Annotated in this window: 14 protein-coding genes; 5 read left to right on the top strand and 9 right to left on the bottom strand. The window is 54.8% G+C overall.

The genetic code is table 11. The features are described 5' to 3' along the window. The first annotated feature begins 79 nt into the window (after positions 1 to 79). The gene (sohB, locus tag AC6HVW_RS13725) at positions 80 to 1,126 is read left to right on the top strand and encodes a protease SohB (RefSeq protein WP_021806573.1); all 1,047 of its coding nucleotides are present in this window, start codon (positions 80 to 82) and stop codon (positions 1,124 to 1,126) included. 49 nt (positions 1,127 to 1,175) lie between these two features. On the opposite strand, the gene AC6HVW_RS13720 is transcribed toward sohB, so the two are convergent. Beyond that, positions 1,176 to 1,427, bottom strand: a complete 252-nt coding sequence (locus tag AC6HVW_RS13720; protein ID WP_021806572.1) for a YciN family protein — start codon at positions 1,425 to 1,427, stop codon at positions 1,176 to 1,178. A gap of 426 nt (positions 1,428 to 1,853) precedes the next feature. Between AC6HVW_RS13720 and topA the strand changes: the two genes are divergently transcribed. The 3 genes from topA to acnA all read left to right on the top strand — a co-directional run bounded on the left by topA (position 1,854) and on the right by acnA (position 8,701). After that, on the top strand, positions 1,854 to 4,463 hold the full coding sequence (gene topA / locus AC6HVW_RS13715) for a type I DNA topoisomerase (RefSeq protein ID WP_021181262.1): 2,610 nt from the start codon (positions 1,854 to 1,856) through the stop codon (positions 4,461 to 4,463). A gap of 362 nt (positions 4,464 to 4,825) precedes the next feature. Continuing rightward, entirely contained in the window at positions 4,826 to 5,800 is a 975-nt protein-coding gene (gene cysB / locus AC6HVW_RS13710) for an HTH-type transcriptional regulator CysB (RefSeq protein ID WP_021181263.1), read from the top strand. Between the two features lie 228 nt (positions 5,801 to 6,028). Beyond that, positions 6,029 to 8,701: an aconitate hydratase AcnA gene (gene acnA, locus AC6HVW_RS13705; RefSeq protein ID WP_071683412.1), complete on the top strand. Its 2,673-nt coding sequence runs from the start codon at positions 6,029 to 6,031 to the stop codon at positions 8,699 to 8,701. Between the two features lie 33 nt (positions 8,702 to 8,734). Here acnA and ribA read toward each other — a convergent pair whose 3' ends face one another. Beyond that, entirely contained in the window at positions 8,735 to 9,328 is a 594-nt protein-coding gene (ribA, locus tag AC6HVW_RS13700; protein ID WP_024486958.1) for a GTP cyclohydrolase II, read from the bottom strand. Between the two features lie 277 nt (positions 9,329 to 9,605). Between ribA and pgpB the strand changes: the two genes are divergently transcribed. Then, positions 9,606 to 10,370: a phosphatidylglycerophosphatase B gene (gene pgpB, locus AC6HVW_RS13695; RefSeq protein WP_071683413.1), complete on the top strand. Its 765-nt coding sequence runs from the start codon at positions 9,606 to 9,608 to the stop codon at positions 10,368 to 10,370. A 43-nt stretch (positions 10,371 to 10,413) separates the two neighbouring features. Here pgpB and AC6HVW_RS13690 read toward each other — a convergent pair whose 3' ends face one another. The 7 genes from AC6HVW_RS13690 to AC6HVW_RS13660 form a co-directional block, all read right to left on the bottom strand. Continuing rightward, positions 10,414 to 11,832: an L-fucose/L-arabinose isomerase family protein gene (locus tag AC6HVW_RS13690; RefSeq protein ID WP_071683414.1), complete on the bottom strand. Its 1,419-nt coding sequence runs from the start codon at positions 11,830 to 11,832 to the stop codon at positions 10,414 to 10,416. Positions 11,833 to 11,852: 20 nt separating this feature from the next. Beyond that, entirely contained in the window at positions 11,853 to 13,343 is a 1,491-nt protein-coding gene (locus tag AC6HVW_RS13685; RefSeq protein ID WP_497569484.1) for an FGGY family carbohydrate kinase, read from the bottom strand. Positions 13,344 to 13,345: 2 nt separating this feature from the next. Continuing rightward, positions 13,346 to 14,290 carry a transketolase family protein gene (locus AC6HVW_RS13680; protein WP_071683416.1) on the bottom strand — a complete coding sequence of 315 codons (945 nt, stop codon included), beginning with the start codon at positions 14,288 to 14,290 and terminating at the stop codon, positions 13,346 to 13,348. Next, a complete protein-coding gene (locus AC6HVW_RS13675; protein WP_024486496.1) occupies positions 14,283 to 15,113 on the bottom strand; it encodes a transketolase in 831 nt (276 codons plus the stop codon). Before AC6HVW_RS13675 ends, AC6HVW_RS13680 begins: the two co-directional genes overlap by 8 nt. A gap of 86 nt (positions 15,114 to 15,199) precedes the next feature. After that, positions 15,200 to 16,300 carry an ABC transporter permease gene (locus AC6HVW_RS13670; protein ID WP_071683417.1) on the bottom strand — a complete coding sequence of 367 codons (1,101 nt, stop codon included), beginning with the start codon at positions 16,298 to 16,300 and terminating at the stop codon, positions 15,200 to 15,202. 1 nt (position 16,301) lies between these two features. Then, complete coding sequence (locus AC6HVW_RS13665) at positions 16,302 to 17,819, bottom strand: sugar ABC transporter ATP-binding protein (RefSeq protein ID WP_175415659.1); 1,518 nt, start codon at positions 17,817 to 17,819, stop codon at positions 16,302 to 16,304. Continuing rightward, on the bottom strand, positions 17,819 to 18,421 hold the full coding sequence (locus AC6HVW_RS13660; RefSeq protein WP_071683418.1) for a DUF2291 family protein: 603 nt from the start codon (positions 18,419 to 18,421) through the stop codon (positions 17,819 to 17,821). The genes AC6HVW_RS13665 and AC6HVW_RS13660 overlap by 1 nt, the downstream gene beginning before the upstream one ends. Position 18,422: the final 1 nt, after the last annotated feature.

Raw genomic sequence — 18,422 nt, 5'->3', positions numbered from 1 at the left:
TGCCATTTGCTAAAAAGTACCTAGGGGCGCTGCATGCTGCGCCCGCTCAACTAACAAACTGTAAATAAAGGCGGTATCTGTGGAGTTTATATCTGTTTATGGCCTTTTCCTGGCCAAAGTTGCCACGGTGGTGATTGCTATTGCCGCGCTGGCGTTGCTGGCGGTAAGCCTCGGGCAGCGCAAGAGCCAGCAGAAAGGGGAACTACAGCTTACCGACCTGGGTGAGCAATATCGTGAAATGCAGCGGGAAATGCGCCTTGCCCGCATGGGGGCGGCAGAGCAGAAGGCCTGGAGCAAGCAGTTCAAAAAGCAGAACAAGGCCGACGACAAGCTGAAAAAACAGCGCGCCAAGGCCGGTGCGGTAGAGGCCGTCAAACCTTGCCTGTATGTACTGGACTTCAAGGGTAGCATGGATGCCCATGAGGTCAGCTCACTGCGTGAAGAGATCTCTGCCGTGTTGGCAGTAGCTACGGCTAAGGACGAGGTGTTGCTGCGTTTGGAGAGCCCTGGTGGGGTGGTGCACGGCTATGGTCTGGCAGCGTCGCAACTGGAGCGCCTGCGTAAGGGCGGTATCCGCCTGACGGTGGCGGTGGATAAGGTCGCGGCTAGCGGCGGTTATATGATGGCCTGCGTGGCCGACCGCATTGTGGCGGCCCCGTTCGCCATCATTGGTTCGATCGGCGTGGTTGCGCAGATCCCCAACTTCCATCGCTTGCTGCAAAAGAGCAATATCGATGTGGAATTGCACACCGCGGGCCAGTTCAAACGCACCTTGACCCTGTTTGGTGAGAATACCGAACAAGGGCGGGAAAAGTTCCGTGAAGATCTGAACGAAACCCACGAGTTGTTCAAACAGTTTGTTCATCAGCAACGCCCCTCATTGGCTATCGAAGAGGTCGCGACCGGTGAGCATTGGTATGGCACTCAGGCAAAAGATAAAGGGCTGGTTGACGCGGTCGGCACCAGTGACGATCTGCTGATTGCCGAGATGGAAAACCATGAAGTGGTGGGGGTACGCTATGCCCGCCGAAAACGCCTGATCGATCGCTTTACCGGCAGTGCGGCAGAGAGTGTCGATCGTCTGCTGTTGCGCTGGTGGCAGCGCGGTGAGAAACCGCTGTTGTAAGCCGGTAAATCGGTGAATGCACGGGGCCTGATGGCCCCGTTTTTAATGGTTAACCCACCAGATGGTATTTCTCGGAAAGCACATGAGCCAGGTGCTTAAACATATTAAATACGGCGGTGGTTTTTGCCGTTGGCAGACCCTCGGGATCTAAAAAGAACTCGCCGCGGAAAACCAACACGCTGCCTTTCTGCTCAACGTCGGTGGCCACCATGCCGTGCATATAATCTTCATGTTGGCGGATGATGTTATTTGCTTCAGTAAGCAGATCTGCTCGTTCGATGGGTTGAGTGTTGTTACGCATTTATTTCTCCTGCTAGCGAAAATTCTGAACGTATTCTAGCGCGGGTTCGCGTTTATCCGCAAACCAGCTAAGGTTTAATTGCCGTCTGGACGGCCAGTGATTTGACCGTCCGTGGCGAAATGAGGTTTTCCGCGCTAATTAAGTTGCGTCGCGTTTGTTATCAGGTAGAGTGTGGGATTTTGCGGCTTCCGGTGGAAGGATTTGTTTACGCTCAACGCAGGTCATAGCTGGCCTGGCTTCTGGGGTTTGGCGTGAACAGGTTAGACTGGTGAAATGCGTTCAGGTTGACCAGTTAGGCAACCATTAGAAAAAAACAGGTTGATCTCTTGCCAGAGTACCGCAATATAAATAAGAGATACGAATTGCCGCGGTACGGCGAGACAAATGGCTTCTTTTTAGAAGTATTAAATTCAGGTAAAGGTAATTATGGGCAAAGCTCTCGTAATAGTTGAGTCCCCGGCAAAAGCCAAAACTATTAATAAATATTTAGGTAATGACTACGTGGTGAAGTCCAGCGTCGGTCATATCCGTGATTTGCCGACCAGTGGCTCAGCTAGCAAAAAGAGCGCTGAGTCAACCGAAGACAAAACCAAAGACAAAGCCAAAAAGAAAGTCAAGAAAGATGAAAAGACCGCGCTGGTCAATCGCATGGGCGTCGATCCTTACCACGGGTGGGAAGCGCAATATGAGATTTTGCCCGGTAAGGAAAAAGTGGTCGCCGAGTTAAAGTCGTTAGCCGAAAATGCTGACCACATTTACCTCGCAACCGACCTTGACCGCGAAGGGGAAGCCATCGCCTGGCACCTGCGGGAAGTGATCGGTGGGGACGACAAGCGCTTTAGCCGCGTGGTGTTTAACGAAATCACCAAAAACGCGATCCAGCAGGCGTTCCAAGCGCCAGGCGAGCTGAATATCGATCGTGTCAACGCACAGCAGGCGCGTCGCTTTATGGACCGCGTGGTGGGCTACATGGTGTCGCCACTGCTGTGGAAAAAAATTGCCCGTGGCCTGTCTGCTGGCCGGGTGCAGTCCGTTGCGGTACGGCTGGTGGTGGAGCGTGAGCGCGACATCAAGGCGTTCGTACCCGAAGAATACTGGGAACTGCATGCCGATCTGCTGGCGAAAGGCGAAATTGCACTGCAGATGGAAGTCACCCACGCCCACGATAAGCCGTTCAAACCGGTTAACCGTGAGCAGACCCATGCCGCGCTTAACCTGCTGGAAAAAGCCCGTTATACGGTGCTGGATCGTGAAGACAAGCCAACCAGCAGCAAACCGGGTGCACCGTTCATCACCTCCACGCTGCAACAGGCTGCCAGTACCCGCCTGAGCTTCGGCGTGAAGAAAACCATGATGATGGCGCAGCGTCTGTATGAAGCCGGTCATATCACCTATATGCGTACCGACTCCACCAACCTGAGCCAGGACGCGGTCAACATGGTGCGTGGTTATATCGGTGACAACTTCGGCGACAAGTACCTGCCGAAGGCGCCTAACCAATACAGCAGCAAAGAAAACTCCCAGGAAGCGCACGAAGCGATCCGTCCTTCCGATGTCAGCGTATTGGCTGAACAGCTGAAAGATATGGAAGCGGATGCGCAGAAACTGTATCAGCTGATCTGGCGTCAGTTTGTCGCCTGTCAGATGACACCAGCGCAATACGACTCCACCACGCTGACGGTGAAAGCCGACGACTTCCTGCTGCGTGCCAAAGGCCGTACGCTGCGTTTCGATGGCTGGACCAAGGTGATGCCTGCGCTGCGTAAGGGCGATGAAGATCGCACCTTGCCGTTTGTGGAAGTGGGCAGCGAGCTGGATCTGCAAAAGCTGATCCCGAGCCAGCACTTTACCAAGCCACCGGCGCGTTACAGTGAAGCTTCACTGGTTAAAGAATTGGAAAAACGCGGAATTGGCCGTCCATCTACTTACGCCTCGATCATCTCGACCATTCAGGATCGTGGCTATGTGCGGGTAGAGAGCCGCCGGTTCTACGCGGAAAAAATGGGCGAGATCGTCACCGACCGCCTGGAAGAAAACTTCCGTGAGCTGATGAATTACGACTTCACCGCGCGCATGGAAAATGGCCTGGACCAGGTCGCCAACAACCAGGCGGAATGGAAAGCGGTGCTGGACGAATTCTTTGCCGAATTCAGTGAGCAGCTGGAAACCGCCGAGAAAGACCCTGAAGAGGGCGGTATGCGCCCGAACCAGATGGTGATGACCAGCATTGACTGCCCGACCTGTGGCCGCAAAATGGGCATCCGCACAGCCAGTACCGGGGTGTTCCTTGGTTGCTCCGGTTATGCGTTGACGCCGAAGGAGCGCTGTAAAACCACCATCAATCTGGTGCCGGAAGCGGAAGTGCTGAACATCCTGGAAGGGGATGATGCAGAAACCAACGCCCTGCGTGCCCGTAAGCGTTGCCAGAAGTGCGGCACTGCGATGGACAGCTACCTGATCGACAACCAGCGCAAGCTGCACGTGTGTGGTAACAACCCGGCCTGTGACGGCTACGAAATCGAGCAGGGCGAATTCCGCCTGAAAGGTTACGACGGCCCGATCGTGGAGTGTGAAAAATGTGGTTCCGAAATGCACCTGAAAATGGGGCGCTTTGGCAAGTACATGGGCTGCACCAACGAAAACTGCAAGAACACCCGTAAGATCCTGCGCAGCGGTGAAGTTGCGCCGCCGAAAGAGGATCCGGTCCCGCTGCCAGAGTTGCCGTGCGAGAAATCGGACGCCTACTTTGTGTTGCGTGATGGGGCGGCTGGCGTGTTCCTGGCGGCCAACACCTTCCCTAAATCGCGCGAAACCCGTGCGCCATTAGTGGAAGAGTTGCTGCGCTTCAAAGATCGTCTGCCTGAGAAATTGCGCTATCTGGCCGATGCGCCGGTGGCCGATCCGGAAGGCAACAAGACGATGGTGCGCTTCAGCCGTAAAACCAAGCAACAGTATGTCTCATCAGAGAAAGACGGCAAGGCCACCGGCTGGTCCGCATTCTTCGTTGATGGCAAATGGGTTGAAGGCAAGAAGTAACCCGGACGCAGGGCAACAGCAAAAAACCAGCTCACTGAGCTGGTTTTTTATTGGCGAAAATCGGCTGGCGGATCTATTCTTCCCTGCTTTTTCTTATTTTTTATCGGCAAGGCTCGGCGTTGATAATCATGCGAAAAGATCGTTATCATCTTGTGAAGCGGCTCTATACTTGGTGGCGCGACATGATATAATGGTTATATAAAAACGTTTTTTATGATTAAAGCTTATTAGCAACGGCGTTTTCATCAGCATCTGGGCGAAATCACTGTGTTTAAGGCTTGTGAGAATTAAGCATACCGGGCAACACCGAGATACCTGGCTGCGGCAGGCCGCAGTGTTTTAACCTAGGATGGTATTCAAATATGAAATTGCAGCAGCTTCGTTACATCGTAGAAGTGGTGAATCATAACCTCAACGTCTCTTCCACGGCTGAAGGTCTCTATACCTCGCAACCGGGTATCAGCAAGCAGGTGAGGATGCTGGAGGATGAGCTCGGCATCCAGATTTTCGCCCGTAGCGGCAAGCACCTTACCCAGGTGACGCCTGCTGGCCAGGAAATTATCCGCATTGCTCGCGAAGTGCTGTCCAAAGTGGAGGCCATCAAGGCCGTTGCCGGGGAACATACTTACCCGGACAAAGGTTCGCTGTATGTGGCAACCACCCATACCCAGGCACGCTACGCCTTGCCCAATGTGATCAAAGGCTTTATCGAGCGTTATCCGCGCGTATCGCTGCATATGCACCAGGGCTCGCCAACGCAGATTGCCGAAGCGGTTTCCAAAGGCTCGGCAGACTTTGCCATCGCTACCGAAGCACTGCATCTGTATGACGATTTAATCATGCTGCCGTGCTACCACTGGAACCGGGCGGTAGTAGTGAAGCCCGATCATCCTTTAGCGGGAAAAAGCCACATCACCATTGAAGAGCTGGCCGAGTATCCTATCGTTACCTATACCTTCGGCTTTACCGGACGCTCAGAGCTGGATACCGCGTTTAACCGGGCGGGGTTGACGCCGCGCATCGTGTTTACCGCTACCGACGCCGACGTGATCAAGACTTATGTACGCCTGGGACTGGGTGTTGGCGTGATCGCCAGCATGGCGGTCGATCCGGTGCAGGATCCGGATTTGGTGATGGTGGATGCCCGCGATATCTTTACCTATAGCACCACCAAGATAGGTTTCCGTCGCAGTACTTTCCTGCGCAGCTATATGTACGATTTTATCCAGCGTTTCGCTCCGCATCTGACGCGCGACGTGGTCGATACCGCCGTGGCTTTACGCACCAATGACGAGATCGAAGCCATGTTCAAGGACATCAAACTGCCGACCAAATAGGCCGTTAACTTGAGCCGCATTACACCATTTAAACCGCCGAAGGGCGGTTTTTCATTGTCTGATAACTGCTAACTCATTGACCTACCAGTAGCTTCCCGCCTTTGATTGCTCTTGCCTATCGTTATGATCAAAACGTGTTGTTATCAAAACGTTACATGGCGTTTGTGTTATCTTTAAATAACACCTCAGAAATCACCCTGGTTTGACATAATAAAAAATGGAGGAGCTATGTCGTCCGATCTTCGTAAAACGAGTATGGATAAGCTGGTAGCACTGGGTAGTGAGTATCACTATTACAGTTTGCCACTGGCGGCCAGACAGTTAGGGGATATTGACCGGCTGCCGAAATCGATGAAAGTGTTACTGGAAAACCTGTTGCGCCATGTGGATGGTGATACGGTACAGGTTGACGATCTGAAAGCGATCGTAGGTTGGTTGCAAACCGGCCATGCCGACCGCGAAATTGCTTATCGCCCGGCTCGGGTGCTGATGCAGGACTTCACCGGCGTGCCTGCTGTGGTGGATTTGGCGGCAATGCGTGAGGCCGTTCTGCGCCTGGGCGGGAAAGTCGATCAGGTGAATCCGCTATCACCGGTCGATCTGGTTATTGACCACTCGGTCACTGTCGATGAGTTTGGCGACGATGACGCCTTTGGCGAAAACGTGCGTATCGAAATGGAGCGCAACCACGAGCGCTACACCTTCCTGCGCTGGGGGCAAAAGGCCTTCAACCGCTTCCGCGTGGTGCCGCCCGGCACCGGCATCTGCCATCAGGTGAACCTGGAGTATCTGGGGCAAACCGTTTGGCATACCGAAGAGAATGGCCAACGCATTGCTTACCCCGATACCCTGGTGGGGACCGACTCCCACACCACCATGATTAACGGCCTTGGTATCCTCGGTTGGGGCGTTGGCGGTATTGAGGCCGAAGCGGCCATGTTGGGCCAGCCGGTCTCGATGCTGATCCCGGATGTGGTGGGCTTTAAACTCAGCGGTAAGTTATCCGAAGGTATTACGGCCACAGACCTGGTGCTGACCGTCACCCAAATGCTGCGTAAGCACGGTGTCGTCGGCAAGTTTGTTGAGTTTTATGGTGATGGGCTGGCCGATTTACCGCTGGCGGACCGGGCAACCATTGCCAACATGTCGCCAGAGTTTGGGGCAACCTGTGGCTTCTTCCCGGTGGATGACGTGACGCTGGGCTACCTGCAGTTAAGTGGTCGTAGCGCTGAGCAGATCGCATTGGTGGAAGCCTATGCCAAGGCTCAGGGGATGTGGCGCAATCCAGGCGATGAACCGGTGTTTACCAGCACGCTGTCGCTGGATATGTCGACGGTTGAGGCAAGCCTGGCAGGGCCAAAACGCCCGCAGGATCGTGTCGCGCTACCGCAGGTGCCAACAGCATTCACCGCCGCGACCGAGCTGGAGATTGGCGGTAAGAAAGATAAGCAGGAAGTGAAAAGCTTCACGCTGGGTGGCAAAAGCCTAGAGCTAAATGCTGGCGCGGTGGTGATCGCAGCCATTACCTCCTGTACCAACACCTCCAACCCGAGCGTGATGATGGCCGCTGGCCTGTTGGCCAAAAAGGCCGTTGAAAAGGGCTTGAAGACCAAGCCTTGGGTGAAAACCTCTCTGGCACCGGGTTCCAAAGTGGTGACCGAATACTTCGACCGCGCCAAACTGACTCCGTACCTGGAACAATTGGGCTTTAACCTGGTTGGCTATGGTTGTACGACCTGTATTGGTAACTCTGGCCCGTTGCCCGAGCCGATTGAGCAGGCGATCAAGGAAGGGGATCTCACCGTAGGGGCCGTGCTGTCCGGTAACCGTAACTTTGAAGGGCGCATCCATCCGCTGGTAAAAACCAACTGGCTGGCTTCGCCGCCACTGGTGGTTGCCTATGCGCTGGCAGGTAACATGAAGGTTGACCTGACCAAAGATGCGTTGGGCGTAGGTCGCGACGGGAAACCGGTCTATCTGAAGGATATCTGGCCTACCAGCCAGGAGATTGCCCAAGCCGTGGCCGAGGTCAGCACCGAAATGTTCCATAAGGAATATGGTGCCGTGTTTGATGGCGATGCCAGTTGGCAAGCGATCCAGGTGACCGGTTCCGCGACGTACGAATGGCAAGCCGACTCTACCTATATTCGCCATCCGCCATTTTTCAGTACCATGAAGGCGCAACCAGATCCGGTGCAGGACATTCACGGCGCGCGTATTCTGGCAATCCTGGCAGACTCGGTGACCACTGACCATATCTCGCCTGCGGGCAACATCAAGCGTGACAGTCCGGCGGGGCGCTACCTGAGCGAACGTGGTGTCGAGGTGAAAGAGTTCAACTCTTACGGTTCGCGCCGCGGTAACCATGAAGTAATGATGCGGGGCACTTTCGCCAACATCCGTATCCGTAACGAAATGGTTCCGGGCGTTGAGGGCGGTTATACCCGGCATCTGCCTTCGCAGAATCAGATGGCGATCTATGATGCCGCCATGCAGTATCAGCAGGAGCAGGTGCCACTGGCGGTGATTGCGGGTAAAGAGTATGGCTCCGGCTCCAGCCGTGACTGGGCAGCCAAAGGTCCACGTTTATTGGGGGTGCGAGTGGTGATCGCGGAATCCTTTGAGCGCATCCACCGTTCCAACCTGATAGGTATGGGCATCTTGCCGTTGGAATTCCCGCAGGGTATAACGCGCAAAACGCTGGGTTTGACGGGGGAGGAACTGATCGACGTGAGTGGTTTGCAGGCGTTGCAACCCGGCCAGACGGTACCGGTCAATATCACCTATGCCGATGGTCGGCAGGTGGTGGTGAATACCCGTTGCCGCATTGATACCGGCAATGAGCTGACTTATTACCAGAACGACGGCATCCTGCACTACGTTATCCGTAAAATGCTGTAGAGAGAACAAGGGCGCCAAAAGGCGCCCTTGTTGTTATTTTTTGTCCAGCAAGTGGCCCATTTTAGCGGCCTTGGTGGCCAGATAACGCTCGTTTTTCGGGTTACGGCCAACGATCAATGGCACGCGCTCGGAGATATTGATGCCCGCTTCGCTCAGGATCTCGACCTTCTTCGGGTTATTGGTCAGCAGGCGCACCGCATCCACCCCCAGCAGTTTGAACATATCGGCGCACAGGGTGAAGTCTCGCTCATCGGCGGCAAAGCCCAGCTGATGGTTGGCTTCCACCGTGTCCGCCCCTTTATCCTGCAAGGCATAGGCGCGTATCTTGTTCAACAGACCGATATTACGGCCTTCCTGGCGGTGATACAGCAGAATGCCACGGCCTTCCTCGGCGATCTGTTCCAACGCGGCTTCCAGTTGGAAACCGCAGTCACAGCGCAGGCTGAACAGCGCATCACCGGTCAGACATTCGGAATGAACCCGTGAGAGGACCGGTGTTTCGCCGGTAATATCGCCGAAAACCAGTGCCAGATGATCCTGCCCGGTGGCCAGTTCTTCGAACCCCACCATCAGAAAATCGCCCCATGGTGTTGGCAGTTTGGCTTCCGCCACACGTTTAAGCTGCATGTCACTCTCCAAAAACACTACCTGTCAAATCGCTGCGTGCATCCTACGACTGGAACAGGGGACTGACCAGCATTAAAACAGACGGCGACGATCGCTATTTCATTCATTGTCAGCTATTTTGCCATAACTTGTGGCCGAGCGGTGCTCAGCAAAGCAGCATATGGTGTTTTACCGCTCCTATTGTTGCAATAGGTCAGTTATCTATCTAATTTCTCTTGTTTTGCTGAGTTCGCAAGATTGTTACACTGCGGGTTAACCACAGCGGAAGGATAATGGGATGTTAAAGATAGCAAAACGCACGGCGGGCGGAGCGATTGTGCTGATGTTGTTGCCGCTGGCGGTCTGGCTTTTTGGCTGGCGCTGGCAACCCGGTGGTAATGACGGCCTGTTAAAAGCGCTGTTCTGGGTAACGGAAACCGTCACTGCGCCCTGGGGTATTCTCACCAGCCTGATCCTGTCGGCCTGGTTTCTGTGGTGTCTGCGCTTTCGGCTGAAAGCGGCGGTAGGGCTGTTCATCCTGTTGTCTGCGGCAATCGGGATTGGGCAGGCGATCAAATCTTCCATCAAAGAGCAGGTACAGGCACCGCGGCCGTTTGTCGTGTGGCTGGAATCGACCCATCAGATTGATGAAAAATACTTCTACTCGCTGGACAGGAAGCAGCGTAGCGCGCTGGTCAAAGAGCAGTTGCTGGACCAGGCGCTGGTACCTGAGTGGTTGAGTAAACACTGGCAGTTTGAAACCGGCTTCTCGTTCCCTTCAGGCCACACGATGTTTGCCGCTATGTGGGCATTGCTGGGGGTCGGGCTGTTGTGGCCGAGGCGGCATTATAAAACCGTAGCGGTGTTGATGATTTGGGCGTTTGGCGTGATGGCGAGCCGCCTGATGCTAGGCATGCATTGGCCGCGGGATCTGGCGATGGCAATTGCCATTAGCTGGTTGCTGGTTACCCTGGCCAGTTGGCTGACTCAGCGTTGGTTTGGGCCACTCACCATTCCACCGCAGGAGCAGCAGGAAATCAGCGAGCGGGAACGCGAGCAGTAATTCGCACGGTGCCTGTATTCAGGCACCGGTATTGATTACCTGATTAGCGATGCTGATAACAATTTACGCCCAGATATTTGTTGAATGCCTCATATAGCACCGCACCGGTTGCCGAATGATTCATTGCCACATGATGTTCAAAACCATTGTTGCAGATCCACGCCAGCAGATTTTCGAGATGCGGTACTTCAATAACGGCACGACAGCCTACGGTATCGAGAGGATCGTCCACCGATTGGCCTTCGCCCACGTAGGCTTTGACTTCGCCGGTAAAATCATCGGATGACAGACGGAAATAGGTGAGCGGGCCGCTTTTCATCCTGCCATGCACGGCACCACAGGTATTTTCTTTACCGACCGTGGTGCCGATGATATCGGCGGTGCCCATCGCCGGTGATTCAAGGCTGCTGCTGGCAAAGTTACCGCAGTGGAACAGCACACATTTGTTACGGTCGTCGCCGAAGTTATTGTTCCAGTCGGCAATTGAGGCCGGATTCAACGAAGCACTGGCCAACGCGTACATGGAAAGTGCGCCCATGACATCCACTTCACAGGCGCTAGGCATTAACTGCCCGGACATCACGCTCATGATCGAACAAACGTTGATCCCCAGATTTTCCTGCAACGAGGTCCAGCACTGGATTGCGGTGGTATCAATATCATTCGCCGCCACCCATTCGCTGATCACCACGAACAATTTGGCCATGGTGTTGAGCTTGTCGCTGGGAATGTCTTTGGCGTCCGCGTTCTCCACCAACAGCCCGAGTTTTTCCTGTACTCGCAGATCGCTGTCACTGATGTGCTTAATGCGGGTGAATATTTCAGACAGATCGAGGGTTTCTACCGCCACGCCCATCTTCTCCAGCAGCTTTTCGCTGTAGCGGACGGTATTAAAGCTGGCAGGACGTGCGCCTATCGCGCCGATGCGCACGCCTTGCATGGATTTCACGACGCGGCAGATCTGAGCGAAACGTTGCAGATCGGCGGCAAAAATCTCGCTATTCAATGCGCAGACATGTTGTGTGGTTAGCGTAAAGGGAATGCCGTATTGGCGCAGGTTGTTGCACAGTGAGATCTTGCCGCAGAAGCTATCGCGGCGGGTCGCCAGGCCCATCTTATCAAGATTATCTTCTTGCGCGTGGATTAACACCGGAACGTCCAGACCGGATAAACGCAGGGTTTCCGCGACGGCCTTTTCATCGCCGAAGTTGGGTAGCAGGATAACCACTCCGTGGATAGCATCGCGATGCTGGCGGAAAAGTTCGGCACAGACTTTGGCATCCTGGCGGGTTTCTACACCTCCCAGATGCGTCTGTCCGTCGGTTAACATGATGGTGTTGATCCCCTGGCGGGAGAACAGGGCTTCAGCCTGTTCGCGAGCCTCTGCGACTAAATAACTCGGGAAAAACCCACGGTTGCCAATGATTACGCCAAACGTTAATTGTTGTGGAATACGAGACATGACATCACTCCAATATCAGGTTATTTGGGCTGAAAGCGGCAGCGCGCCACGGCTTCTAGCCACTGTTTATAGTTGTCTTGCATGGTTTGTTGCCGACCGCTTTGAGGGTGCAGACGTTCGCCACCACTTGCCAGTTCCATCAAGGTTTCCCCGTCTTGCCACCAGCCGATGAATTTCCCCGCCAACAGTGAAGCTCCCAGAGCGGAAACCTCGGCGGCGGAGTGAATGACCAATGGACGTTGCAAAACATCGGCCTGTAGTTGCATCAACCAGCGGTTTTTGGTGGCGCTACCGTCAACACTCAAGGTAGCGAGCTGTTTGCCACAGGTTTTTTCCATGGCGAAAAAGACGTCGGCAATTTGGTACACCATGGATTCCAGTGCTGCACGGGCCAATACGGCGGGCGTGGCAGCATCCGTCAGGCCACAAACCATGCCACGTGCCTGGATATCCCACCAAGGTGCCCCTAACCCAGAGAGGGCCGGGACGTAATACACGCCTTGGTTGTTTTCCACCGATTGCGCCATGGCCGTTAATTGCAGCGGATCGTTGACGCCTAACATTCCCCCTAACCAGGCCGCACCCGAGCCGGTATGGGTAATGTTGCCCTCCAGCGCGTAATTCAGCCTGCCGTCGTGCCAGGCTAGGGTGGTGCTTAGCGGGGTATCACGATTGACCGGTTCGGCTAATGAGTACATTAACGATGAACCGGTGCCATAAGTGGCTTTTACCACCTGGCCACAGGCGTTTTGTTGCGCGTAAAGCGCGGCGTGAGAGTCACCAATCAGCGCCAGGATGGGGGTACCAACCGGTAATCCCGCAATGTCGGCAGTCTGCACTTCGCCGTGGAGAGAGGAAGAAGGGCGGACCTGTGCCAATGCGGCTTGCGGTATACCAAACAGGGCCAGCAGTTCATTATCCCATTGGGCTCGATAAATATTGAACAACTGGGTACGGGCTGCATTGGAGTAGTCGGTGGTAAACGAACGGCCAGCGGTTAGCTGCCAGTTCAGCCAACTGTCGAGAGTACCTATGCATAGCTCACCCTGCTCAGCCCGCCGCATACCGTCGGGGATCCCCGCTAACAAGGCTCGGATCTTGGCGGCCGGGAACAGAGGGTCTACAGGCAAACCGGTAAGCCGAGTGATCAGTTCACTGTAACCCTGAGAGCACAGTGTTCGACAATAGGTTTCCGATCGCCGGTCCTGCCAACTGACGACGGGCGTCAGCGGCTTGCCGTCCAAACGCTGCCATACCAGCACGGATTCACGCTGGTTACTGATGGCGATCCCGGCTACCGTCACCGTGCCCAACTGTCGCAGGCAACCCCCAAGTGCTTGGCAAACGGCTTGCCAGATGGCTAGCGGATCCTGTTCGGCCAGGCCCGGGAGTGGATGGTTCATCGCCACACCCACGCTACAACGGGCGACTATCTGCCCATGGCGATCTACCGCGACCACCTTGGCATTAGTAGTACCTTCATCAATAGCCAGAATAATCGGGCTGGACATGGTTATGCTCCTTTACAAAGCGCCGTTGCGTTTCGTATCACACTTGCCGCATCAATACCGTGATGGGCTCGCATATCCTCGCGGCCTGCGGCAATAGCGTAGCCACCGTCAGCGATACCAAGCCTGATCAGGGGTATCGCGCAGCCCGCTTCTGCCAGCACTTCAGCCACCAGGCTCCCGACACCGCCGTTGATGTTGTGCTCTTCAACGGTAATGACGTGGCGGGATTTTTGCAGGATGGCCAAAAGCTGTGCGGTGTCACAAGGGCGGATGGAGGGGACGTTAATCACGGCTGCGCTAATGCCACGGTCGGCAAGCTGTGCAGCGGCGTTGACGATTTCATACACCGTTGAGCCCATGGCCACCAACGCAACGTCCGCACCCTCGCGCAACACGTCGATGGCACCTGGCGTAAAATGATAATTCTCGTCGTGTAACTCAGGCAGAGCCTTACCATCAAGGCGGATATACACCGGCCCGACATGTTGCAAAGCGTAGTCAATGATCTGACGGCATTCCACCGGGCAGGAAGGGGCATAAATCTCGATGTTGCCGAAACCGCGCAACACGGCAATGTCATCAATACTGTGATGGGTACTGGCCAGCGGGCCATAGCTGGCCCCAGAATTAAGCCCGAACAGTTTGACGTTGCTGTTGTTGTAGCAAACATCCACTTTGATCTGCTCGTTAGCCCGTGAAATCAGGAAGGGGGCAGCGTTGCAGGTAACGGCAATTTTACCGCCCATAGACAGACCGACAGCCGTGCCGACAAGTGTCTGCTCTGCAATACCAACGTTAACCAATCTGTCGGGAAACTGTTTCACAAACGGCGATATTTTTGCCGTAGAGGTTGAGTCTGCCACTACCGGTACCAGATCTATGCCGCGGTTAACGGCGTCTATAAAGGCATTCACCATCACGGTGGCCAGGTGTTCGCTATTACTCATCTTTCAGTTCCTCCAGGGCCAGTTCTACTTCGTCACCTTTAGGTATCCGGTGATGCCATTCTGCGCGCCCCTGTATAAAGGAGATGCCCGCGCCTTTGGTGGTATTGGCGATCACGACCTGGGGTTTCCCCTGGGGTTGTAATCCTTCCAGCGTAGTGACTACGTCCTGCATGTCGTTACCACGGCATTGCGTCACAGCCAGACCAAACGCCCGCCATTTCTCATCCAGTGGATCGGTATTGAGGATGTCTTTGGTCGCGCCCGCTAGTTGCAGATTGTTTTTATCATTGATGATAATCAGGTTGTCGAGCTGATAGTGGGCGGCGACCAGCGCGGCCTCCCAGTTGCTACCTTCGGCCAGTTCACCATCACCGGTGACCACAAAGACCCGGCGCTTGCTGTTGCTACGTTTTGCTGCCAAAGCGATACCTACCGCGACGGGTAAGCCATGCCCCAGGGCTCCGGTGTTCAACTCAACCCCGGGGGTTTTATGTTTCACCGGATGCCCCGGCAGATGCGAATCGGCGTGCTGATAGGTCGGCAGCCACTCTGGCGGGATGAAACCTGCTTCGGCCAGCACGCAGTAATAACCGCCAGCCGCATGGCCTTTTGACTGGATGTAGATGTCCCTCTCATCGCTGTTAACCAGCTCAGGGGAACAGTTCATTACCCGAAAATAGAGCGCCGTCAGAATTTCAACCTGTGACAAATCGGCTCCGGTATGCCCACCCGCCGGACTATTGGCATTGAGCACAATGATGCGCCGACGGATGGCACGCGCGGTTTTTTCCAGATCCGTAACGGACAGTGAGAACGGATTCATAGTATTACCTCTGCATTAAAAATCATAATTGAATATATATTCAATAAGGGCAAAAAAAATCGCTGATAAACAGACATAGTGACGTCCTACACCTTTCCAGCACCTTCCATTAACGTTTTCTGAGCGACCACGGCCGCCTTCTGCTGCATACGGTTTTGCATTTGGTCAATGATGACCGCGACGATGATCACTATGCCCTTGATCACCATTTGCCAGAACTCACTTACGCCCATCATCACCAATCCGTCGGCCAGGAAACCAATGACAAAGGCGCCGACCAGCGTACCGAGGATGGTGCCTCGTCCACCTGCCAGAGAGGTGCCACCCAGGACCACGGCGGCGATGGCATTCATCTCAAAGGCGGTCCCATTTGCCGGGTGGCTGGCAACCAACTGGGCGGAGACGACGATCCCGGCGATAGCGGCGCAGAAGCCTGACAAGGTATAAACCCAGACTTTGACCTGCCGCACTTTGACACCGGAAAGCTCGGCGGCTCGTTCGTTATCTCCTATCGCGTAGACGTGCCGGCCAAAAGGCAGACGGCGTGCCACGTAGGCGATGACAATGGCCAGCACGATCATGATCCAGATAGCCCACGGAATACCGAATAGCGTGCCGGACCCAATGAGATCGAAGCCGGTATTACCCAACTGAGGATTGCCGGCCAGCCCTGGGAAGGTTTCGCCGCCAGAAGTCAGCATCGCGGCGCCTCGCAGGATGTACATGGTGCCGAGCGTGCAGATAAAGGGGGCGACGTTGTAACGGGTAATAATCCAGCCGTTAACCGAGCCAATCAGCCCGCCAATCACCAGCACCACCGGAACAACCACCCAGACGCTGGGGAAAATAGCGATACCGAACATCGGCAGGACAATGCCCTTGGTGATTAGCCAACCCGCGATCATGCCGCACAGGCCGAGTGTGGCGCCGATAGAGAGATCGATACCGGCGGTGATAATGACAAAGGTAATGCCCAGCGCCAGGAAGGCGTTGATGGCAATGTGCTTGATCATGATCACCATGCTACCCGCAGCAAGAAAGCCCGGTACCATGGCGGCAAAGAAACCCACGATCAGAAACAGCGCGATAAAGGTGCGTAGTTTCAACAGCAGGAGTAACAGGTTCTCACGCGAACCGAATAGCGGAGACGGCCTGGCGGTGAGCGCGATGGTATCATTCGTTTTCATATTAAAACCCTTGTGCACTAGCGGAAACCAACGCCGACTCTTCGGCCTGTTCACGGGCGATATCAGCGGTTACTTTACCTACGGACATCACCAGGATGCGGTCTGACACCGCCATAATCTCTTTCAGATCCGAGGTGGAAAAGACGACCGCAATGCCTTGCTCTGAAAGTTGCACCATCATGCGAAAGACATCGGCTTTGGCGCCCACATCAATACCGCGTGTCGGTTCATCCAGTAGCAATAACTTTGGGTTAGTCAGCAGCGAGCGGCCAATCACCACTTTCTGCTGATTGCCACCGCTCAGCGCCTGGATCTCCACCTCCGGTGACGAGACTTTGATCGACAGGTTGCCGATGGTGCTCGCTACAACGGCGGTTTCATCCGCGCGCGAAATGGCCAAACCGCGCTGTAGCCGCCGCCATAAGCTGGCAATGGTCAGGTTGTTGGCGACCGAAGAGATGGGGAAAATGCCGGTACGTTTGCGATCTTCTGGGACCAGACTCATCCCCATACGAATGCGCTCGGCGGTGGAGAGGCGGGCTGGAACCGGCTTGCTGTCAAGCCACAGCTTGCCAAGATAATTGCGTTGAGTACCCAGAAGACACTCGAACAGCTCGGTGCGCCCGGCGCCCATCAACCCATAAATGCCGACAATTTCCCCGGCCCGTACCTGAAAACTCACGTCGTTCACCACGGCATTTCCGGCGGCATTGACGCAGGTGAGGTGTTCCGCTTCAAGAATAGGGGCACCAAACTGGCGGCCTGGCTGGAGAAAGCTCGATACCGGTTCACTGCCCAACATTTCCCGTACGATCCACGGCACGTCAATGTCACTGACCTGGGCCTCGGCTTGAAACTTGCCGTCGCGCAGAATGGTGATGACATCGCCAATCGCCATCAGCTCTTCCAGGCGATGAGAGATATAAATGATCGACACGCCCTGGCGGGTTAGTTCGCGGATAACGCGAAACAGAATGTCCACTTCGGTTTTGCTTAATGCCGATGTCGGTTCGTCCAGAATCAAAATATCCGCGTCTTCGGCCAACGCTTTGGCAATCTCGACCAACTGCTGTTGCCCAACCTTGAGATTGGCGACCAACTCTTTCGGTGAGATCGGCTGATCAAGTCTGGTTAATAGCTCAGCGGTACGCAGCTGCTGTGTGGTCTCATCGATGGGGCTGATACCGTGCTGAAGTTCTCGGCCAAGAAAAATATTCTCGGCTACCGAGAGGTTTTCAAACAGGTTCAACTCCTGATGAACCATACCGATCCCCAGCGCTGCCGCTTCACGAGTGTTGGCAAATTTCACGGTTTCCCCGTTTAGCTGGATCTCACCCAAGCTGGGTTGCTGCACACCGGCGAGGATCTTCATCAAGGTTGATTTGCCGGCACCGTTCTCACCGATGATGACGTTGACCTTGCCACGCCAAACGTTGTAATCAACATTGTCTAGCGCCACCGTGCCGGGGAACAGCATCGAAATACCTCGGGTACGCAAGACGATAGGATCTTGTTCCATCATGGTGCCCCCTGTTGTAAATCGAGCGCGATAGCTTCACTGATAGCGCCATTGTTGAGCGTGACAGCCATTAGGATAGTCACCGGTTTCTGACGCCAGCTTTCGTCGACGGCAGGCATTTGCTTGGCGGCTTCCCGGTTATAGGCTTTGGCAAGCTGGGCAAACTGCACCTGGTTGGTGAAGTCTTCGAACTTAAAGCCTGCGGCGTCACGAATCGCGTTGCCACGCATGACCGGGCCAACTTGCACTACTACGGGCTGGTTATTCAGCGTAAAGGTCAGGGTATGTTCCCGCGCGTTGCTGAGATCGACTTTCTCCACGTTGCTCTGGGCTTTGACAAACACACTCTCATCTTTCGTTCCGGTAGCTCGGTCACTTAAGGCACTGGCCTCAAGGGCATGATTACGTGCTTGAGTCATGACTCGATCGTTCCAGGTTTGTTGCGCTATCTGCGCGGGCGTCTGGTTAGCGAAACTGACTTTCGCGTTGGGATCTGGCGGAATTACAGGGTTGCCAGACTCATCCAGATCGACCACCCGGCAGGCAGTCAGCAACAGGGTGCTACAGCACAAGAGTCCAACACCCCATTGTTTTAACGACATA

It is taken from the genome of Serratia sp. NCCP-200, assembly GCF_059697885.1.
The sequence above is the reverse complement of the archived record's forward strand: the minus strand, read 5'-3'. Positions and strand labels throughout refer to the sequence as shown.